18 protein-coding genes and 2 pseudogenes are annotated in these 19,316 nt (G+C 64.1%); 12 read left to right on the top strand and 8 right to left on the bottom strand.

The window, feature by feature from the left end:
• Positions 1-25 precede the first annotated feature (25 nt).
• The 10 genes and pseudogenes from AC0L2D_RS06880 to AC0L2D_RS06835 all read left to right on the top strand — a co-directional run bounded on the left by AC0L2D_RS06880 (position 26) and on the right by AC0L2D_RS06835 (position 9,185).
• Complete coding sequence (locus tag AC0L2D_RS06880) at positions 26-505, top strand: formate dehydrogenase subunit gamma (protein ID WP_023811689.1); 480 nt, start codon at positions 26-28, stop codon at positions 503-505.
• Positions 502-2,058, top strand: coding sequence for a formate dehydrogenase beta subunit (locus tag AC0L2D_RS06875; protein WP_013528012.1), 1,557 nt, complete (start codon positions 502-504; stop codon positions 2,056-2,058). Before AC0L2D_RS06880 ends, AC0L2D_RS06875 begins: the two co-directional genes overlap by 4 nt.
• 10 nt (positions 2,059-2,068) lie before the next feature.
• Positions 2,069-2,432: pseudogene (locus tag AC0L2D_RS06870) on the top strand (2Fe-2S iron-sulfur cluster-binding protein); the annotation flags it as partial.
• Between the two features lie 59 nt (positions 2,433-2,491).
• Positions 2,492-4,981, top strand: a pseudogene (gene fdhF, locus AC0L2D_RS06865) (formate dehydrogenase subunit alpha); the annotation flags it as partial.
• A 2-nt stretch (positions 4,982-4,983) separates the two neighbouring features.
• A complete protein-coding gene (gene fdhD, locus AC0L2D_RS06860) occupies positions 4,984-5,814 on the top strand; it encodes a formate dehydrogenase accessory sulfurtransferase FdhD (RefSeq protein WP_127368387.1) in 831 nt (276 codons plus the stop codon).
• Entirely contained in the window at positions 5,804-6,115 is a 312-nt protein-coding gene (locus AC0L2D_RS06855) for a formate dehydrogenase subunit delta (protein WP_013528015.1), read from the top strand. Before fdhD ends, AC0L2D_RS06855 begins: the two co-directional genes overlap by 11 nt.
• Before the next feature lie 113 nt (positions 6,116-6,228).
• Complete coding sequence (locus AC0L2D_RS06850) at positions 6,229-7,782, top strand: alpha/beta fold hydrolase (RefSeq protein WP_473540654.1); 1,554 nt, start codon at positions 6,229-6,231, stop codon at positions 7,780-7,782.
• A gap of 110 nt (positions 7,783-7,892) precedes the next feature.
• The gene (locus tag AC0L2D_RS06845) at positions 7,893-8,372 is read left to right on the top strand and encodes a carboxymuconolactone decarboxylase family protein (protein ID WP_063173537.1); all 480 of its coding nucleotides are present in this window, start codon (positions 7,893-7,895) and stop codon (positions 8,370-8,372) included.
• An 81-nt stretch (positions 8,373-8,453) separates the two neighbouring features.
• Entirely contained in the window at positions 8,454-8,816 is a 363-nt protein-coding gene (locus AC0L2D_RS06840; protein ID WP_024503372.1) for a nuclear transport factor 2 family protein, read from the top strand.
• Positions 8,817-8,870: 54 nt separating this feature from the next.
• The gene (locus AC0L2D_RS06835) at positions 8,871-9,185 is read left to right on the top strand and encodes a hypothetical protein (protein ID WP_013528019.1); all 315 of its coding nucleotides are present in this window, start codon (positions 8,871-8,873) and stop codon (positions 9,183-9,185) included.
• A gap of 170 nt (positions 9,186-9,355) precedes the next feature.
• On the opposite strand, the gene AC0L2D_RS06830 is transcribed toward AC0L2D_RS06835, so the two are convergent.
• The 7 genes from AC0L2D_RS06830 to AC0L2D_RS06800 all read right to left on the bottom strand — a co-directional run bounded on the left by AC0L2D_RS06830 (position 9,356) and on the right by AC0L2D_RS06800 (position 16,903).
• Positions 9,356-10,783, bottom strand: coding sequence for a gamma-aminobutyraldehyde dehydrogenase (locus AC0L2D_RS06830; protein WP_013528020.1), 1,428 nt, complete (start codon positions 10,781-10,783; stop codon positions 9,356-9,358).
• A gap of 94 nt (positions 10,784-10,877) precedes the next feature.
• Entirely contained in the window at positions 10,878-11,693 is an 816-nt protein-coding gene (locus AC0L2D_RS06825; RefSeq protein ID WP_024503371.1) for an ABC transporter permease, read from the bottom strand.
• Positions 11,683-12,633 (bottom strand): ABC transporter permease, encoded by a 951-nt coding sequence (locus AC0L2D_RS06820; protein ID WP_473540785.1) that lies wholly within the window; start codon positions 12,631-12,633, stop codon positions 11,683-11,685. The genes AC0L2D_RS06825 and AC0L2D_RS06820 overlap by 11 nt, the downstream gene beginning before the upstream one ends.
• 14 nt (positions 12,634-12,647) lie before the next feature.
• Complete coding sequence (locus AC0L2D_RS06815; protein WP_013528023.1) at positions 12,648-13,658, bottom strand: ABC transporter ATP-binding protein; 1,011 nt, start codon at positions 13,656-13,658, stop codon at positions 12,648-12,650.
• Between the two features lie 227 nt (positions 13,659-13,885).
• The gene (locus AC0L2D_RS06810) at positions 13,886-15,040 is read right to left on the bottom strand and encodes an ABC transporter substrate-binding protein (RefSeq protein WP_013528024.1); all 1,155 of its coding nucleotides are present in this window, start codon (positions 15,038-15,040) and stop codon (positions 13,886-13,888) included.
• 219 nt (positions 15,041-15,259) lie between these two features.
• Complete coding sequence (locus AC0L2D_RS06805; protein ID WP_013528025.1) at positions 15,260-16,171, bottom strand: LysR family transcriptional regulator; 912 nt, start codon at positions 16,169-16,171, stop codon at positions 15,260-15,262.
• A gap of 75 nt (positions 16,172-16,246) precedes the next feature.
• The gene (locus AC0L2D_RS06800) at positions 16,247-16,903 is read right to left on the bottom strand and encodes a DedA family protein (RefSeq protein ID WP_473540652.1); all 657 of its coding nucleotides are present in this window, start codon (positions 16,901-16,903) and stop codon (positions 16,247-16,249) included.
• A gap of 263 nt (positions 16,904-17,166) precedes the next feature.
• Here AC0L2D_RS06800 and AC0L2D_RS06795 point away from each other — a divergent pair, with 263 nt between their 5' ends.
• Both AC0L2D_RS06795 and AC0L2D_RS06790 read left to right on the top strand, forming a co-directional pair.
• On the top strand, positions 17,167-17,616 hold the full coding sequence (locus AC0L2D_RS06795) for an RrF2 family transcriptional regulator (RefSeq protein ID WP_027161832.1): 450 nt from the start codon (positions 17,167-17,169) through the stop codon (positions 17,614-17,616).
• Positions 17,606-18,505 carry an NAD(P)/FAD-dependent oxidoreductase gene (locus AC0L2D_RS06790; protein WP_473540651.1) on the top strand — a complete coding sequence of 300 codons (900 nt, stop codon included), beginning with the start codon at positions 17,606-17,608 and terminating at the stop codon, positions 18,503-18,505. The genes AC0L2D_RS06795 and AC0L2D_RS06790 overlap by 11 nt, the downstream gene beginning before the upstream one ends.
• On the opposite strand, the gene AC0L2D_RS06785 is transcribed toward AC0L2D_RS06790, so the two are convergent.
• Positions 18,502-19,278 (bottom strand): DeoR/GlpR family DNA-binding transcription regulator, encoded by a 777-nt coding sequence (locus tag AC0L2D_RS06785; protein ID WP_013528029.1) that lies wholly within the window; start codon positions 19,276-19,278, stop codon positions 18,502-18,504. The two genes, AC0L2D_RS06790 and AC0L2D_RS06785, sit on opposite strands and share 4 nt — an antisense overlap.
• Positions 19,279-19,316: the final 38 nt, after the last annotated feature.

Raw genomic sequence — 19,316 nt, 5'->3', positions numbered from 1 at the left:
GTCGCTACGATAGGGAGGGCGCTGCATGACAATGCAGCCTGCAAGTACCGAGATTACGTCGCGCACGGCCGCGATCATCCAGGAGATGAAGGGGCTCGAAGGCCCTTTGCTGCCGATCCTCCACGGCATCCAGGAAGAGTTCGGCCATGTGCCCAAGGATGCGCTGCCGGTCATCGCCGAGGCGCTGAACATTTCCAGGGCCGAGGTGCACGGCGTCGTCAGCTTCTATCACGATTACCGAAGCCATCCGGCAGGCCGGCATGTGTTGAAGCTCTGCCAGGCGGAATCCTGCCAGTCCATGGGGTCGGATGCCATCGCCGCCAAGCTGAAGCAACTGCTGGGCATCGGCTTTCATGAAACGACCCGCGACGGTTCGGTGACGCTGGAGCCGGTCTACTGTCTCGGCCTGTGCGCCTGTTCGCCCGCCGCCATGCTCGATGGCGAGGTGATCGGACGGCTCGATGACGAGAAGCTCGACGAGATCGTTGCAGAGGTGCGCTCATGATCCCGCGTATCTACATTCCCGGCGATTCCGGTGCGCTGGCGCTTGGCGCCGAAAAGGTCGCCAAGGCGATCGCCGGCGAACTCGCCGAGCGCGGCATCGAAGCCAAGATCGTGCGCAATGGTTCGCGCGGCGCCTATTTCCTCGAACCGATGGTCGAAGTCGCTACAGCCAACGGCCGCATCGCCTACGGGCCGGTCAAACCGTCCGACGTCAAAAGCCTGTTCGACAGCGGCTTCCTTACCGGCGGCCATCATAAACGCTGGCTGGGCGCGCCGGACAAGATCCCCTTCCTGGCCAAACAGACGCGGCTGACTTTCGCGCGCTGCGGCGTCACGGATCCGCTGTCGCTCGAATCCTACAAAAAACATGGCGGGTTGAATGGACTGATGAACGCGCTGGCGCTGACGCCTGCCGCCATCGTCGCAGAGGTGACCGAATCGGGCCTGCGCGGACGCGGCGGCGCCGGCTTCCCGACCGGCATCAAATGGAAGACGGTGCTCGATACAGCAGGCGACCGCAAATACATCGTCTGCAACGCCGATGAAGGCGACTCCGGCACCTTCGCCGACCGCATGATCATGGAGGGCGATCCCTTCGTGCTGATCGAAGGCATGACGATCGCCGGTATAGCCACGGGCGCGACCAAGGGCTTCGTCTATGTCCGCTCGGAATATCCGCATGCGGTGGCGGCGATGAACAAGGCCGTCGAGATCGCCCGCAAGGCCGGCGTTCTTGGCGCCAGCGTGCTGGGTTCCCCTCACGCGTTCGACATGGAGATCCGGGTCGGCGCCGGCGCCTATGTCTGCGGCGAGGAGACGGCGCTGCTCGATTCGCTCGAGGGCAAGCGCGGCATGGTGCGGGCAAAGCCGCCTCTGCCTGCGCATAAGGGGCTGTTCGGCAAGCCGACGGTGATCAACAACGTCATCAGCCTAGCCTCTGTGCCTGTCATCATGGACAAGGGTGCGGCCTTCTACAAGGATTTCGGCATGGGCCGCTCGCGCGGCACGATCCCGGTCCAGATCGCCGGCAATGTCAAATTTGCGGGGCTGTTCGAAGCCGCTTTCGGCATGACGCTTGGCGAGATCGTCGACGAGATCGGCGGCGGCACGGCCACCGGCCGGCCGGTCAAGGCAGTGCAGGTCGGCGGACCGCTCGGCGCCTATTTCCCGCGCGCGCTGTTCGACACGCCATTCGACTATGAAGCCTTCGCGGCCAAGGACGGGCTGATCGGCCATGCCGGTATCGTGGTGTTCGACGACACCGCCGACATGCTGAAACAGGCGCGCTTCGCCATGGAGTTCTGCGCCATCGAAAGCTGCGGCAAGTGCACGCCCTGCCGCATCGGCTCGACGCGCGGTGTCGAGACCATCGACAAACTCGCCGCGGGCATCGAGCCGGAGAAGAACCTCGCTCTGGTCACCGACCTCTGCAACACCATGAAATTCGGCTCGCTCTGCGCGCTGGGCGGCTTCACGCCCTACCCTGTGATGAGCTCGATCACCCATTTCCCCGACGACTTCAAGCCCGCGCCCGTGCGCGTGGCTGCCGAATAGGAGCTGGCAGATGAACATCAAGGCCGACTTCCCATCCCTCGTCGAAGAGATTGACTACGGAACCCCGCAATCGAAGGCGCAGAAGCAGGTCACGCTGAACGTCGACGGGCGCAGCATCACCGTGCCGGAAGGCACCTCGATCATGCGTGCCGCGATGGAGGGCGGGGTCGAAATCCCGAAGCTCTGCGCCACCGACATGCTGGACTCCTTCGGTTCGTGCCGTGTCTGCCTTGTGGAGATCGAAGGACGCGGCGGCACGCCGGCATCCTGCACGACGCCTGTCGGCGAAGGCATGATCGTGCGCACGCAGACCGAGCGGCTCAATGCCATTCGCCGTGGCGTCATGGAGCTCTATGTCTCCGACCATCCGACCGGCTGGAACGAACAGGCCGGAACCGGCGCCAGCGAGTTCGACGCGGTGGCGAAGTCGATCGGCCTGACCGAGAACCGCTACGGCATCGAGGGCCGCAACCACGTCAAGCCGGAAGGTGGCGTGGCGCCCGGCCATGGCTCGCTGGCAGTCGATTACATCGCCCGCGACGAATCCAACCCCTATTTCACCTATGATGCCTCGCAATGCATCGTCTGCTCGCGCTGCGTGCGGGCGTGCGAAGAAGTGCAGGGCACGTTTGCGCTGACCATCGAGGGACGCGGCTTCGAATCCCGGGTTTCGGCGGGAATGCACGAGGCGTTCATCGATTCGGAATGCGTGTCCTGCGGCGCCTGCGTCCAGGCCTGCCCGACCGATGCGCTGCGTGAGAAGACGGTGCTTGCCAAGGGCCTGCCGGAGCGCTCGGCCGTCACCACCTGCGCCTATTGCGGCGTCGGCTGCTCGTTCAAGGCCGAGGTGAAGGGTGACGAAGTCGTTCGCATGATGCCCTACAAGGAGGGCAAGGCGAACCACGGCCATTCCTGCGTGAAGGGCCGTTTCGCCTATGGCTACGCCACCCACAAGGACCGCATCCTGTCGCCGATGATCCGCGGAAAGGTCACCGATCCGTGGCGCGAAGTAAGCTGGGAAGAGGCGATCGCCCATACCGCCAAGGAATTCCGCCGCATCCAATACCAGTACGGACGCACCGCGATCGGCGGCATCACCTCGTCGCGCTGCACCAATGAGGAAACCTACCTCGTCCAGAAGATGGTGCGGCAGGGTTTCCGCAACAACAATGTCGACACCTGCGCACGCGTCTGCCATTCGCCGACGGGCTACGGGCTCGGCCAGACATATGGCACGTCTGCCGGCACGCAGGATTTCGATTCCGTCGACTTCACCGATGTCGCCGTCATCATCGGCGCCAATCCGGCTTCCGCTCACCCGGTGTTCGCCTCGCGGCTCAAGAAGCGGCTGCGCCAGGGCGCCAAGCTGATCGTGCTCGATCCGCGCCGCACCGAGATGGTCAAGTCGGCCCATATCGAAGCGGATTACCACCTGCCGCTGAAGCCCGGCACCAATGTGGCCGTGCTGACGGCGCTGGCGCATGTGATCGTCACCGAAGGCTTGTTCGACGAAGCCTTCATCCGCGAACGTTGCGACTGGACGGAGTTCCAGGATTGGGCATCGTTCGTCGCCTTGCCGGAAAACAGCCCCGAAACCGTCGGCAAATTGTCCGGCGTCGATCCCGAGCTGATCCGCGGTGCTGCGCGTCTCTACGCCACCGGCGGCAACGGTGCCATCTATTACGGCCTGGGCGTGACGGAACACAGCCAGGGTTCGACCACTGTGATGGCAATCGCCAATCTCGCCATGGCCACCGGCAACATCGGCCGGCCCGGCGTCGGCGTGAACCCGCTGCGCGGCCAGAACAACGTGCAGGGCTCCTGCGACATGGGTTCCTTCCCGCACGAGCTGCCCGGTTATCGCCACATCTCCGGCGAAGCCGTGCGCGATATCTACGAGACCTTGTGGGGCGTGAAGCTGGACGACGAACCCGGCCTGCGCATCCCCAATATGCTGGACGCCGCCGTCGACGGCAGCTTCAAGGGCATCTACATCCAGGGCGAAGACATTCTGCAGTCCGATCCCGACACCAAGCATGTCGCAGCCGGCCTTGCCGCGATGGAATGCGTCGTCGTGCACGACCTCTTCCTCAACGAGACGGCGAACTACGCCCATGTCTTCCTGCCGGGCTCGACCTTCCTGGAGAAGGACGGCACCTTCACCAACGCCGAGCGCCGCATCAACATGGTGCGCAAGGTTCTTGAGCCGAAGGCGCGCTACGCCGATTGGGAGGCGACGCAGGAGCTTGCCCGCGCGATCGGGCTGGACTGGAACTATCAGCATCCCTCCGAAATCATGGACGAGATCGCGATGACCACGCCGAGCTTCGCCGGCGTCTCCTTCGAGCTGCTCGACCGTGTCGGGTCCGTGCAATGGCCCTGCAACGAGAAGGCGCCGCTCGGCACCCCGATCATGCATATCGACGGGTTCGTGCGCGGCAAGGGCAAGTTCATCCGTACCGAATATGTGGCGACGGACGAAAGGACGGGGCCGCGCTTCCCGCTGCTGCTCACCACCGGCCGCATCCTGTCGCAGTACAATGTCGGCGCGCAGACCAGGCGCACCGACAACAGCATGTGGCACTCGGAGGACCGGCTGGAGATTCATCCGCACGATGCCGAGAACCGCGGCTTGCGCGACGGCGACTGGGTCCGGCTGACCAGCCGCTCGGGCGAGACGACGCTGCGCGCGCTGATCACCGACCGGGTGTCGCCCGGCGTGGTCTACACGACGTTCCACCATCCGGACACGCAGGCCAACGTGATCACCACCGACTTCTCCGACTGGGCGACCAACTGCCCGGAATACAAGGTGACGGCGGTGCAGGTCGGCGCCTCCAATGGGCCGTCGGAATGGCAGCGCGACTATGACGAGCAAGCCAAGCAGAGCCGGCGCATCGCGTCTTTGCAGGCGGCGGAGTAGTCTTGAGCGCGCGGCGCAAAGCCACGACGCAGGTATCGCGGCTGGCGCACCGCGCCAGCGGCACTGCTACGGCGAACCGCATGGTGCCGGAAGAGACGCCGGTGGCGTTCTCCTTTGCCGGCACCACGCATGCGGTGATGATGGCAAGCCCGGCCGATTTCGAGGATTTCGCGCTTGGCTTCTCGCTGACCGAGGGCATTGTAGCTGCGCCGGAGGAGATCGAAGCCATCGAGGTCGAGGACCATGGCGCCGGCATCGACATCCAGATCCGGCTGAAGGACCGAGCCAACACGCGCTTCGAAGCGCGGCGGCGAAGGCTCGCGGGTCCGGTCGGCTGCGGGCTCTGCGGCATCGAATCGATCGAGGAAGCGATGCGTTCGGTGGATGCGGTTGGTGTGTCAAAGCTTACGCTTGATGCCAACGATATTGTCCGTTCGGTCAAGCTTTTGTCGAAAGTGCAGCCGCTGCACACCGAGACCGGAGCCGTGCACGCCGCCGGCTTCTATGTGCCTGGTAAGGGCATCGTCATGGCGCGCGAAGATGTCGGCCGTCACAATGCGCTCGACAAGCTGGCGGGTGCGCTGGCCAAAGCCGGCATCGAGGGCGCATCCGGTGCTGTCGTGGTGACATCCAGGGTTTCGGTCGAAATGGTGCAGAAGACGGCTTCTATCGGTTCGGCCTTCATCATCGCCGTCTCGGCGCCGACCGCCCTTGCCATCCGCACGGCGCAAGAGTCCGGCATGACGCTGGTGGCGCTGGTTCGCGGCGACGATTTTGATATTTTCACCCACCCCGACCGGGTGGTTTGCGGAGTTGCCAAGCATGTCGCATGACGAAGAACACATTATGAGCACTGCCGAGAAGCTGGTGCGCATGGCAAACCAGATCGCCGACTTCTTCCATTCCAAGCCGCGCGAGGAAGGCATTGCCGGCGTCGCCGAGCACATCAACAAGTTCTGGGAGCCGAGGATGCGGCGGCAGTTCTTCGAAATGCTGGACGACGGCACCGGGAACTTCAACGAGTTGGTGGTGGCCGCCTCCGCCAGGATCAAGCGACCGATCACGCCGGCTGCGGCCGACCTCAAACTCGGGCTCAAGCCCTCCCCTGCCGACGTCGCCGCCTCGCAGGAATAGCCGCCAAGCCGCGCCAGCTTACATTCACAATCGCTAAAGTTTAAGCTGCCGCAATCTGCGCTGTTCTGCTATGGTTTGACGACCAGAAATCGTCAGGCCGGGGTGGAAATCTCGTGAGGCCGATCGAGACGCGATACGCCTGTAGCGGCGATGTGCGGATCGCCTATCAGGTGGTCGGGCAGGGATCATTCGATCTCGTCTTCGTGCCGGGCTTCATTTCCAACCTCGACCTGCACTGGGAAGACGAGGGCTACACCAGGCTCTTGAAGCGGCTTTCGGCGTTCTCTCGGCTGATCCTGTTCGACAAGCGCGGCACCGGCCTGTCCGACCGTGTCGACGCGCATAACCTGCCCAGTCTCGAGACGCGGATGGACGATGTGCGCGCGGTAATGGACGCCGCCGGCAGCGGCCGTGCGGCGCTGCTCGGCTCCTCCGAAGGCGCGCCGATGGCGATGCTGTTCGCCGCCACCTATCCGGAGCGGACACGGGCGCTGGCGCTCTATGGCGGCTATGCGCATTTCCACAAATGGGTGATGTCGCCCGAACGCCTCGACGCTTTCATCGAGATGGCGGAGACAGCCTGGGGCACTGGCGCCATGCTGCCCCATTTCGCGCCGAGCCGGGTCGACGACGCGCATTTCGCCCAGTGGTGGGCACGTTTCGAACGATTGTCGGCGAGCCCGACGGCGGCGGCGGCGCTGGCGCGCATGAACGCCGACGTCGACATCCGCCATATCCTGAGCGTGATCAGCGCGCCGACGCTTGTAATCCATCGCCGCAACGATGCGCGGGTCGACCCCGACGCCAGCCGCTTCCTTGCACAGAAGATCCCCGGCGCCCGGCTGGTCGAGATTCCCGGGCGCGACCATCCGATCTGGACCGGCGATGTCGATGGGGTGGCCGACCTGATCGAGGAATTCCTGACCGGCGAACGCGCCGTGGGCGAAGTAGACCGCGTGCTGGCCGCACTGCTGGTGACACGCATCTACGACACGGCACGGCTCGGCGACCGGATGTGGAGCGAACGCAGCCAACGCTTCCAGGAAACCTGGCGGCTGCTGGTCGGGCGCCATGGCGGGCGCTCTGTGGGCCTGCATGGCGAGTTGATGATTTCGCGCTTCGACGGCCCGGCACGCGCCATACGCTGCGCGGCAGCGCTGCGCGAGGCGGCGCAGGAAATCGGCGTGGCAAGCGCGCAAGGGGCGCATGTCGGCGAGATCGAAGTGCGCGGTCCGCCCGTTGGGACGACGGCGCGGGTGGCAATGCAACTGGCCGCCCATGCCGGCCGCGGCGACATTATCGCGTCGCGTCTGATCGCCGATCTGGCGGCTGGGTCGGGCCTGCATTTCACCGACGCCGGGCGCATCAGTGTCGACGAGCTGGAACAGCCGCTGGCGCTGGTCCATGCGACGTCCGAACAGCATCTGGAACCCGCCTGCCGGCCCAAACCCAAGACCGCCGAGCCGGCCGCATTGACGGCGCGCGAAAGCGAGGTGGTGAGCCTCGTCGCCGACGGCAAGAGCAATGCCGCGATCGCCGCCGAATTGCGGCTGAGCGAACACACGGTCAAGCGCCATGTCGCCAACATACTGCTCAAGCTGGATCTGCCGTCGCGGGCGGCGGCGGCGGCGTTTTCGGCCAGGCACCCTGGCCCGCACGGGCCATGAGAGCCATGGCGCTTTCGGGCGAAGCGGCCATGGGCGGGTAAGCGCTATCAATTCTCTCCACGCAGGCTAGGCGGATGTCGCTGGGAAAGGTGCTGCGAACGGAGGAGGAAATGCTGAAGTCGAACCGGACACTCAAATTGCTTGTGATCGCTGCAAGCGTCGGCGCGTTGTTCGCCATCGCTCCCGCAAAGGCCGAGGACGCGTCCGCGGCGGCCGCCTACAAGGACATCGAGGCAACGCTCGGCTCGGTGCCGGACATGTTCAAGACCCTGCCGGATGTGGCCGTCGCCGGCGCCTGGGCCGAGATTAAGGGCGTGCAGCTCAATCCGAAGACGGCGCTTGACGGCAAGACCAAGGAACTGTTGGGCCTCGCCGTCGCGGCGCAGATCCCATGCCAGTACTGCATTTATTTCCACACCGAGGCGGCCAAGCTCAACGGCGCCAGCGACGAGGAGATCAAGGAGGCGGTGGCGATGTCCGCCATCGTGCGCCATTGGTCGACGATGCTCAACGGCAGCCAGGTCGATCTGACGACCTTCAAGAAGCAGACCGACGACGTATTCGCGGCCGTCAAGGCGAAGTCGCAGTAAGAACCACTGCCCGGCGATGAGCGCCGGACGGCACATCGACCATCAACCGCCCGGTCGGAAGACGGGCCAATGGAGGATGAAATGCTGACCAAGACCCAAACAGTGGACGGCGCCGCGATCAAGAAGGCGATCGAAACCCGTGACGGCAAGATGCTGTCGAGCTTCTATGCCGAAGACGCGCTGGTGCGGGTGATCGACCGCAACAACCCGCCGAGCAAGCCGCGTGAAATCCGCGGGCGCGCCGCGATCACCACATTCTGGGACGACATCTGCAGCCGGGCGATGACCCACAAGGTCGACACCACCATCGCCGACGGCGACAGCCTCGCCTTCACCCAGGCCTGCGCCTATCCGGACGGCACCAAGGTGTTCTGCGCAGCGATGCTGGAGCTGAAGAACGGTCGGATCGCAAGACAGACCGTCGTGCAGGCCTGGGACGAGTAGATCAACAACCGTGGATCAACCGCGGCCTGGGCCGCAAACCTGGAGGAGAAGACGATGTTCAGCGCCAGATGGCAGATCGACGCCAAGTTCGGACACAAGCAGACCGTGCTCGATCTGTTGAAGAAATGGGAACGCGAGATCGGGTCACAGGTCGGCCTCGACGAGCTGGAATTCCAGATCATGACCGGTTCGATCGGCGCGCGGGAGGCGACGGTCGAGTCCCATCACCAGGTCGAAAGCCTGGCCCAGTTGGAGGCGTTCTTCGCCAAGATCGGCAAGATCGACGCGCACGCGAAATGGGGCAAGGAGATCGAGCCCTATGTCGTGTCTGGCACCAGCCTGTGGAATATCTATCGCATCGTGGAGTAGTGGTCTGCGGTCTTACCTCTCCCCTTGTGGGAGAGGTAAGATTGCCCCGATTTGTCCTTCACAAATCGGTTGGCAACCCGGGTGAGGGGTAAGCTGGCGTCAAGCTGGAACACCCCCTCATCCGTCTCGCGCCGATCCACCTTCTCCCACAAGAAGGGGAGAAGGCACAACTAGCCATGCGCAACCATCACATGCCGCACGGCGGTGTAATCCTCCAGTGCGTAGAGCGACATGTCCTTGCCGTAGCCGGACTGCTTCAACCCGCCATGCGGCATCTCGTTGGTCAGCATGAAGTGGGTGTTGATCCAGGTGCAGCCATATTGCAGGCGGGCGGCCGTCGCCATGGCGCGCGAGACATCCTTGGTCCATACGGATGACGCCAGGCCGTAGTCGCTGTCATTGGCCCAGTTCACCGCCTCGTCGACTTCCGAAAAACGAGTAACCGAGACGACCGGGCCGAACACTTCGCGGCGCACGATCTCATCTTCCTGCAGCGCGCCGGCGACGACGGTCGGCTGGTAGTAGAAGCCGGAGCCCTCGCCCGGCTTGCCGCCGGTGGTGATCTCGATGTGTTTCAGTTCCGAGGCGCGCTCGACGAAGCTCGAGACGCGGTCGCGCTGGCGGCGCGAGATCAGCGGGCCGATTTCGTTTTCGGTATCGTCGGGGCGGTCGTACTTGATGGTCGAGACGGCCGAGGAGAGATCGGCGACGAGCTTGTCGTAGATCTTCTTGCCGGCGTAGATGCGGCAGGCGGCGGTGCAGTCCTGGCCGGCATTGTAATAGCCGAAGGCACGCAGGCCGTTGACCACGGCGCCGAGGTCGGCGTCGTCGAAGACGATGACCGGCGCCTTGCCGCCGAGCTCGAGATGCGTGCGCTTGACCGACTTGGCGGCCGCCTGCAGCACCTTCTTGCCGGTGGCGACATCGCCGGTGATCGAGATCATGTTGACCTTGGGATGATTGATCAGCGTGTTGCCGACGCTGTCGCCGCGGCCGAGCACGACATTGACGACGCCTTCGGGCAGGATGTCCGCAAGGATTTTTGCCAGCTTCAGCGCCGTCAGCGGTGTCTGCTCGGACGGTTTGAAGACGACGGTGTTGCCGCCGGCGATCGCCGGCGCCAGCTTCCAGGCCATCATCATCAGCGGATAGTTCCACGGCGCGATGGAAGCGACGATGCCAATGGCATCGCGACGGACCATCGAGGTGTGGCCGGGAATGTATTCGCCAGCGACGACGCCCGGCATCGAACGGACGGCGCCGGCGAAGAAGCGGTAGCAATCGACGATCGCCGGGATTTCGTCATTGAGCACGGCGTTGATCGGCTTGCCGCAGTTGAGCGCCTCGAGCGTGGCGAACTCCTTCGCGTCGGCTTCGATGCGGTCGGCGATCTTCAGCAAATAGCCGGAGCGCTGCGCCGGCGTGGTGCGCGACCACAAGACGAACGCCTGTTCGGCAGCAGTGACCGCCGCCTCGATCTGCGCCTGGCTGGCCTCGGGCAGGTTGAGGATGGTCGCCCCGGTCTTTGGATTGAGGATCGGCTCCTCGGTCTCGGTGCCCTTCTCGAATTTCGAGCCGATCAGCATCTGGGTGTCCATAAGGTTTCTCCCTTTACAGAAGTAGCGAGTAGCTGAAAGCGAGTAGGGTTTGACCGTCGATGATCCCTATTCGCTACTCCCTATTCGCTGTTTTTCATTTCCCGCTTCCAGCGATCTGGTCGCCGTCACGGGTGAGGTAATAAGCGGCAAGGATCGGCAGCAACGTCACCAGCATGACGACCATGGCAACGACATTGGTGACCGGGCGCTGGCGCGGACGGATCAGTTCTTCCAGCATCCAGATCGGCAGCGTCTGCTGCTGGCCGGCGGTGAAGGTGGTGACGATGACCTCGTCGAAGGACAGCGCGAAGGCCAGCATGCCGCCGGCAAGCAGCGCCGTGGCGATGTTGGGCAGCACGACATGGCGGAAGGTCTGAAAACCGTCGGCGCCGAGATCCATCGAGGCCTCGATCATCGAACCGGAAGTGCGGCGGAAACGGGCGACGGCGTTGTTGTAGACGACGACCACGCAGAAGGTGGCGTGGCCAAGCACGATCGTCCAGAACGAGAACGGGATGTCGGCCAGCGAAAAGGCCGAGCGCAGCGCAATGCCGGTGATGATGCCGGGCAGCGCGATCGGCAGGATGACCAGCAGCGAGATGGTTTCGCGGCCGAAGAATCTTGTCCGCGACACCGCCGCCGAACAGAGCGTGCCGAGGATGAGCGCGATCGCCGTCGAAATCGCGGCCACCCTGACCGACAGCGACAGCGCCTGCCAGACATCTGGCCGGTTCCAGGTCACGGCGAACCACTGCGTCGTCAGCCCTGGCGGCGGCCAGACGAAACTCTTCTCTTCGGTGGTGAAGGCATAGACGAAGATCAGCAGGATCGGCAGGTGCAGGAACAGCAGCCCGCAGGCGGCGGCAATCTTCAGGCCGAGCGGAGCCGACTGGGAACCATCAGAGCGCATCGAAGGCCCCCATGCGCTTGGCGCCCCAGAGATAGAAGCCCATGATGACGATCGGCACCACGGTGAAGGCGGCGGCGAGCGGGATGTTGCCGGCGGTGCCTTGCTGCGAATAGACCGCCTGGCCGATGAACAGACGCGAGGTGCCGATGATCTGCGGGATGATGTAATCGCCGAGCGTCAGAGAGAAGGTGAAGATCGAACCGGCGACGATGCCCGGCAGCGCCAGCGGAAACAGCACGTTGCGGAAGGTCTGTCCCGGTGAAGCGCCGAGGTCGGACGAGGCCTCGACCAGATTGCCGGGCACGCGCTCGAGCGCCGCCTGAACGGGGAGGATCATGAACGGCAGCCAGACATAGACGAAGACGATGAAGGTGCCGGTGAACGATACCGACAGGGAATTGCCGCCGACGACCGGCAGCGACAGCCAAGCGTCGAGAACCCACAACAAATGCAGCTTGGCGAGCAGCCAGGTGAGGATGCCTTCCTTGGCCAGGATCAGCTTCCAGGCGTAGATCTTGACCAGATAGCTGGACCACAGTGGCAGCATGATGCCGAGATAGAATAAGGCCTTCCAGCGGCCGCGCGCATAGCGCGCCGCGTAGTAGGCGATGGGGAAGGCGATGACGGCCGAGGCCAGCGTGACCAGAGCCGCCATCGTCACCGTGCGCAGGATGATGTCGAGATTGGCAGCCTGGAACAGATCGCCATAGGTCTTGAGCGTGAACTCGCGGTTGATGAGGCCGGAAAACTCGTCGATGGAGAAAAAGCTCTGCGCCAGCAGCGCAAACAGCGAGCCGATATAGACGATGCCCAGCCACAAAACCGGAGGCAGCAGCATGAGCAGCAACAGGACCTTCGGCTTGCGCCAGAAAAGGTCCGACAGAGCGCCGCGCAGACCGCCGCTACCCGGCAGGATGGCGGGGGCCGTTGCACGCACCATGGCGGCGTCGAGGCTCATGCCGGCTCGTCCATCAGATGCAGGTGCTCGCGGTTGAAGGTCAGCACAACCGCCTCGCCTTCTGCCGGCAAGGCGATGCCGGCCGGCACGATGGCGTGCAGCCGCAGCCCGTCGGCGTCGAGCGCCAGCTTTGTCGTGGCGCCGAGATAATTGGTCGAGACGAGGCGGGCCGACACGCCTTCACCACTTGTGACCCCCTTGGCCGCGCGGCCGACGCGAATGGATTCGGGGCGGAGACTCCCCCAGCGATGCTGGCCGGAATAGCGCTGCACGAAATCCGGCGGCAGCACGTTGGAGGAGCCGACGAAATCGGCGACGAAGCGGGTCCTCGGCCGCTGGTAGATATCTTCCGGAGTGCCGATCTGCATGATCTTGCCATCGTTGAAGACGGCGACGCGGTCGGCCATCGACAGCGCTTCGCCCTGGTCGTGAGTGACGAAGACGAAGGTGATGCCGAGCGCCTTCTGCAGCGACTTCAACTCCTCCTGCATGTTCTCGCGCAATTTGAGGTCGAGCGCGCCGAGCGGCTCGTCGAGCAGCAGCACCTTTGGCTGGTTGACCAGCGCGCGGGCCAGTGCCACGCGCTGGCGCTGGCCACCGGAAAGCTGGCCGGGCCGGCGGGCGCCATAGCCGGGCAGCCGCACCAGTGACAGCGCCTCTTCCGCCGCCTTGTGCCGCTCAGCCTTGCCGACGCCCTTGACCATCAGCCCGTAGGCAACATTGTCGAGCACGTTCAGATGCGGGAACAGCGCATAGTCCTGGAACACGGTGTTGACGTTGCGGCGATAGGGCGGAACGCCCTCGGCGCGGTCGCCGAAGATCGAGATCGAGCCCGATGTCGGCTGCTCGAAGCCGGCGATGAGGCGCAGGCAAGTGGTCTTGCCGGAACCAGACGGCCCGAGCATGGCGAAGAACTCGCCCGGCGCGATGTCGAGATCGACCGCGTCGACCGCGCGCACGCTGCCGAAATGGCGCGAGGCTTTCTGGAAGGAGACGGCGGAGGTCATGGGCTGTCAGTCCGTTGCCGGTTTGATGTGTTGATGTCGCGCGACATCCTATCTCCCCCTTGTGGGGGTGAGAGGTGGTCCGCATAGCAGAGGAAAAGCCAATTGCTTGGCTTTTCGAGCTTCGAACGCCTGAGCCTTGCGAAGGGCCAGGCACTGCCACGAACTGCCGAGCAGACCCCGCCCCGATGCTATGCGTCGACCCTCCCCACAAGGGGAGGTAAGGATGCTCATCGTCCGCCGATGACGCCGATATAGTCCGACACCCAGCGATAGTAGGGCACGCACTGATCGTTCTGGGTGGCGCATTTCGACACCGGCGTCTTCCAGAACTTGATCTTGTCGAAGTTCTCGTAGCCATTGGTCTTGCAACCCTCGTCGGTCAAAAGCTCATTGCCCTTGCAGGCGGCGGGCACGACGGGCAGTGAGCCGAACCAGGCTGAGACATCGCCCTGCACCTTCGGCGACAGCGAATGTTCCATCCACATATAGGCACAGTTGGGGTTGGCGGCGTCGGCCTCCATCATGGTGGTGTCGGCCCAACCGGTGGCGCCCTCCTCCGGGATGGTGGACGCGACCGGCTTCTTGGCGGCGACCAGCGTGTTGACCTGATACGGCCACGAGCCGGAAGCGACGACGCCTTCGTTCTGGAAATCGTCGACCTGGATGGCGGCGTCGTGCCAATAGCGGCCAACCAGTGTGCGTTGGACGCGCAGCAATTCGAGCGCCGCCTTGTACTGGTCCTCGTTGAGTTCATAGGGATCCTTGATGCCGAGTTCCGGTTTGTGGAACATCAGATAGTTGGCCGCATCCGCAATGTGGATCGGCCCGTCATAGGCCTGGACGCGGCCCTTGTTGGACTTGCCGTCCGGCAGCTTCATTTCCTCAAAGACGATGTTCCAGCTCTTGGGAGCCTCCTTGAACACGTCGGTGTTGTACATCAGGACGTTGGGACCCCACTGGTAGGGAACGCCGTAGTGGGCGCCGCCGACGGTGAACCACGGCGCGTCCTTGAGGCGCTCGTCGACCGTCTTCCAGCTCGGGATGAGATCGGTGTTGATCGGCTGCACGCGCTTGCCGGCAACGAGGCGCAACGAGGCATCGCCCGAAGCGGTGACGAGGTCGAAGCCGCCCTCATTCATCAGCGAGACCATCTCGTCGGAGGTGTTGGCGGTCTTGACGTTGACCTTGCAGCCGGTCTCCTTCTCGAAGGAAGTCACCCAGTCATAGCCCTTGTCGGTTTCGCCGCGCTCGATGTAGCCCGGCCAGGCAACGATGTTGACCTGGCCTTCGCCCTTGCCAAGTTCCTTGACCTGGGCGACGGCCTGACCGGAAAAGGTCAGCGCGACCGTCAGAGCAGTGCATGACTTCAGGAATGAATTCATTGTCGATCTCCCATTTAGGCGCCTGACCCTGAAAGCCGGTTTCGGTCTTCGTTAGGGGTCACGCGCGGACTGAAAACTGTCAGTTCGTCCGTTGGGCTTGATGCCGCTCTGATGGCGGCTTTGGTCCCTGAACCGAAAGTGCTTTGAAAATTCCGGTTTCGCAAATTCATTTATCAGAAGGGCGATATCGGTTTTTCCGATAGATGTGCAGCCGGTCTCTCAGGGACGCTGGCGGACCGTCCGTTGCGACTGGGCAAGACCGATGAAATCGCGCGCGGCCTGCGGCAGACCGGAGCCGCGCCGCCAGACCATGCCGACCTGAACCACCGGCAAGGAGCCGGAAATATCGCGCGATTCGATGCGGTCGCCTTCCAGCGACCAGGGCCGGTAGACGAGATCGGGCAGCAGCGCCACGCCGGCACCGGTGGCGACCAGACTGCGCACGGCCTCCACGGAACGGGTGCGGAAGGCGACATGCGGCTTGGCGCCGATCGCCGTCAGCAGCTTGCCGGTATTCTCCTCGATCTCGTCGACGGTCAGCATGATCAGCGTTTCGGAGGCAATGTCGCCAATGCTGATGATGTCGGCGCCGACGAGCGGATGACCGAGCGGCAGCCACAGCCGATAGGCCGAGACTTCGAGGATTTCCGACTGCAACGCGGTGCGGTCGCGCAAATTGGAGGTGACCATGACGGCAATGTCGAGCTTGCCGCCGATCAGGAGGTGTTCGAGATAATCGCCATTGTCCTCGATGGCAGAGACCTCGACGCCGGGATAGGCACGGCGGTAGCGGGCGAGCAGATCCGACAGCACATAGCCGGCGACCAGCGAGGTGACGCCGAGCTGCAGCCGGCCGGCCGCCACCGCCTGCTCGCCGGAGAAAGAGCGACGCGCGTCGGAAACATCGGCGAGGATTTTCGTCGCATGGCGCAGGAACTGGTGACCCTTGTGGGTGATGTTGAGGCCGCGCGGGTGGCGTTCGAACAGTTCGACGCCGAGATCGCTTTCGAGTTCCTTGATCGCTTCGGTGACCGACGATTGCGAGATGGAGAGGTTCTGGGCGGCGCCCGAGACCGTGCCTTGCTCGGCAACGGCGATGAAGAACTGCAGCTGGCGGATGGTGAAAGCCATGCCCGGACTAAACACCGGCGGCCGAACGAAGGAAAGCCGACTGCAGAGCTTATCCCATGACCTGAGAGCTGGCGCTCAACCGAGCGCCAACTTGATGCGCCGCCGGCATGCGGGGCCATAGCGCAGCGCAAGCATGAATGCCGTCTCCAGAGCCACGACGATGACAATGATGCGCAGGCCCACCGTGAAGGAGTCCCGGCCGCTGCCGCGCAGCAGATAGCCGGTGGTGAGAAAGCCCGCGTTCCAGAACGTGGCGCCGAGCAGCGTCGCGGCCGCGAAGGGCAAAGCGGGCAGGCAGAGTGCGCCGGCGGCGATCGGCAGGTAATTGCGCACAGTCGGGATGAACTGCGCCAGCAAGGACACCCGGACGTGATTGCGCCGATAGGCCTGGCCGAGCCTGCGGTAGGTCGCGTGGCGCAGGAACACGTACTTGCCGAAACGCTCGACCAGCCTGTCGGCGCGGTGAGGTCCAACCCGGCGGCCGACCGCAAACCAGACAAGGCAGCCGCTGGCGGACGCAAGCGTCGTCACCATCAGCAGGATCGCCAGCGTCGAAGCATCCGGCGCCGCCGTCATGCCGAGGAACAGCAGCAGCACATGCGAGGGCGGGATTGGCAGGATCTTTTCGGTGAAGGCGAGGCAGAAGACGCCGAACAGACCGAAGCCGAGGATGGCTGCCAGCGGCCCCGTCATGCGAAGCGACATGGTGACGCCAACACCAAACGGTGCCACGGTCCATCTCTGGAGAAAAGACAAAGCATCAGGCAACCTCCATCCTGGATCCAACGCTTCGATCGGTCGACGTGGCGTTTGCTGCAGTGAGCGTCGGACCCGAAATCCGTTGCATATGTCGGGTCCGACGCCTTGGCGCCGGCATACGAGGCGAATCGCGCACCGACTGGTTCTGTTTGCCGCGAATGGATTGCGTGGACATTGCGCCCCGGCGCGGACGAGACGTGTTTGACATCGACACCAATCGTAACTAACTAAGTTACATGAAACGCAACAGCCGGCTGTCCTCGACCTTGCACATTCTCGTCCACATGGCCGAGAAGCCCGAACAGGCGCTGACCTCCGAGCAGCTTGCCACCTTCATCCACACCAATCCGGTGGTGGTCCGCCGCACCATCGCAGGCTTGCGCGACGCCGGCATCGTCACCTCGTCGCGCGGGCACGGTGGCGGCTGGCTGCTCGGGCGGGCGCCCGAGAAAATATCCCTGGCCGAGATCAGCGTCGCCCTTGGCGAGACACTGCTGCCGTTCAGCACCGATCCGGAAAGCCCCGGCTGCCTCGTCGAGCAGGCGGTGATCGCCGTGCTCGACGATTTTCGCATCGCCGCCGAAAGGCTGCTGGCGGAGAAGCTGAGCCGCATCACGCTGGCTGACCTGACCGCCGATTTCCGCCGCCGTTTTGACCTCATTGGAGTCTCCAGCCATGCAGTGTGATCTTGCCGTCGTCGGCGGCAGCTTTGCCGGCCTGTCCGCCGCCATCCAGGTGGCGCGGGCAGGACGCAAGGTGCTGGTGATCGACGCCGGCCGGCCGCGCAACCGCTTTGCCGAGCATTCGCATGGCTTCCTCGGACATGACGGGCGCGCGCCCGGCGCAATCCTGGATGACGCAAGGCGCCAACTACTGGCCTATCCGGCAGCCAGGGTTGTCGACGGGCGCGCCGACAAGGCCCTTGCCGCTGGCAGCAGCGATTTCGAAATCACCACCGAGGGTGGCGAGACATTCGGCGCGGCACGGCTGGTACTGGCCACTGGGGTGCGCGATATCCTGCCGGAGGTTGCCGGGCTTGCCGAGCTCTGGGGAAAGAGCGTGCTGCACTGCCCCTATTGCCACGGCTACGAAGTTTCCGGCGGGCCGCTCGGCGTGCTCGCAACCGGTCCGATGTCCATGCATCAGGCACAGCTGATCACCGATTGGGGCGATGTCACGCTGTTCGGCAATGGCCTGTTCGAGCCTGACACAGAGCAGATGCGCGCGCTGGAGAGCCGAAAGGTGCGGTTTGAGCCCACCAGCGTTGCCGAGCTAGAGGAAGACGGCTCCGGCGGATTGATCGTCCACCTCGACGACGGCAGAAAGGCCGGCGTCAGGGCGATGTTCACCGCTCCGCGCAATATCATGGCCAGCCCGCTGGCCGAACAGCTCGGCTGCGGCTTCACCGAAGGCCTCCTCGGCACGGTGATATCAGTCGACGACAGGCAGCAGACGACCGTGCCCGGCGTCTACGCCGCCGGCGACGCGGCACGTTCGATGCACAACATCGCCTTTGCAGTATCGGGTGGCACCTTTGCGGGCGTCTGCGCCCACCAATCGCTGGTCTTCGGCTAGAACCCGGCTTCCGCGCCGGCGATGCTGAGCCGGGCGCCGGCCTGCGCAAGGGCGGCGGCCAGGTCGTGCGGCGGCGAGCGGTCGGTGGCGAGTTCGGAAAAGCTGTCGAAGCCGCAGACCTGGACCAGACCAAGACGGCCGAATTTCGAGTGATCGGTGATGACGAGGGACCGCTGGCCGCGCGACAGCACCATGCGGGCGAACTCGGCCTCATCCAGATCAAAATCCATGACGCCCATCACCGCGTCGACGCCCCCGGTGGAAATGATGGCGTGACTGACCGAGAAGCGACTGACAAAATCGATCGCCGAGGCGCCGAAAGCAGCGCCGGAATCGCTGCGCAGCTCGCCGCCGGCCATATAGACCTTGTTGCCGTTGATGGTGGCCAGCGTGCGGGCGATGTCCGAGGAATTGGTGACGACCGTCAGGCGCCGGTGGCCGAGCAGTTCACGCGCAAGGAACGAGGTCGTCGTTCCGGTGTCGAGCATGATGGATTCCCCGTCGCGGATGGTGGCGGCGACCATGCGGGCAATGACGCGCTTGGCGTCGGCGTTCTCACGCATGCGCCGCTCGAACGGCGCTTCGCCGATCATTGACGGCAGGCCGATGGCGCCATGCATCTTGAGGACAGAGCCATCACCGGTCAGCGGCTTGACGTCGCGGCGCACCGTCTCGAGCGACACGCCCAGCCGGTCGGCCAGACTGGCGATGGTGACGGTGCCCTCTTCCTGCAGGAGCCGCAGGATCTCGCCGTGTCGTTTGGACTGGGCCATCTGGTTTCCCGAACTGATGCTCTTGACCGATTCTAAGG

It is taken from the genome of Mesorhizobium sp. WSM4833 (genome assembly GCF_055811095.1).
This window is presented reverse-complemented; position numbering and strand designations above follow the sequence as displayed.

What these genes read in the sequence shown, in the direction of transcription:
- AC0L2D_RS06855 (WP_013528015.1), top strand. Translation starts at nt 5,804, where the DNA reads ATGTCGCATGACGAAGAACACATTATGAGCACTGCCGAGAAGCTGGTG.
- AC0L2D_RS06795 (WP_027161832.1), top strand. Translation starts at nt 17,167, where the DNA reads ATGAAACGCAACAGCCGGCTGTCCTCGACCTTGCACATTCTCGTCCAC.
- AC0L2D_RS06830 (WP_013528020.1), bottom strand. Translation starts at nt 10,783, where the DNA reads ATGGACACCCAGATGCTGATCGGCTCGAAATTCGAGAAGGGCACCGAG.
- AC0L2D_RS06805 (WP_013528025.1), bottom strand. Translation starts at nt 16,171, where the DNA reads ATGGCTTTCACCATCCGCCAGCTGCAGTTCTTCATCGCCGTTGCCGAG.
- AC0L2D_RS06825 (WP_024503371.1), bottom strand. Translation starts at nt 11,693, where the DNA reads ATGCGCTCTGATGGTTCCCAGTCGGCTCCGCTCGGCCTGAAGATTGCC.
- AC0L2D_RS06815 (WP_013528023.1), bottom strand. Translation starts at nt 13,658, where the DNA reads ATGACCTCCGCCGTCTCCTTCCAGAAAGCCTCGCGCCATTTCGGCAGC.
- AC0L2D_RS06790 (WP_473540651.1), top strand. Translation starts at nt 17,606, where the DNA reads ATGCAGTGTGATCTTGCCGTCGTCGGCGGCAGCTTTGCCGGCCTGTCC.
- AC0L2D_RS06835 (WP_013528019.1), top strand. Translation starts at nt 8,871, where the DNA reads ATGTTCAGCGCCAGATGGCAGATCGACGCCAAGTTCGGACACAAGCAG.
- AC0L2D_RS06840 (WP_024503372.1), top strand. Translation starts at nt 8,454, where the DNA reads ATGCTGACCAAGACCCAAACAGTGGACGGCGCCGCGATCAAGAAGGCG.
- AC0L2D_RS06785 (WP_013528029.1), bottom strand. Translation starts at nt 19,278, where the DNA reads ATGGCCCAGTCCAAACGACACGGCGAGATCCTGCGGCTCCTGCAGGAA.
- AC0L2D_RS06820 (WP_473540785.1), bottom strand. Translation starts at nt 12,633, where the DNA reads ATGGTGCGTGCAACGGCCCCCGCCATCCTGCCGGGTAGCGGCGGTCTG.
- AC0L2D_RS06875 (WP_013528012.1), top strand. Translation starts at nt 502, where the DNA reads ATGATCCCGCGTATCTACATTCCCGGCGATTCCGGTGCGCTGGCGCTT.
- AC0L2D_RS06880 (WP_023811689.1), top strand. Translation starts at nt 26, where the DNA reads ATGACAATGCAGCCTGCAAGTACCGAGATTACGTCGCGCACGGCCGCG.
- AC0L2D_RS06810 (WP_013528024.1), bottom strand. Translation starts at nt 15,040, where the DNA reads ATGAATTCATTCCTGAAGTCATGCACTGCTCTGACGGTCGCGCTGACC.
- AC0L2D_RS06845 (WP_063173537.1), top strand. Translation starts at nt 7,893, where the DNA reads ATGCTGAAGTCGAACCGGACACTCAAATTGCTTGTGATCGCTGCAAGC.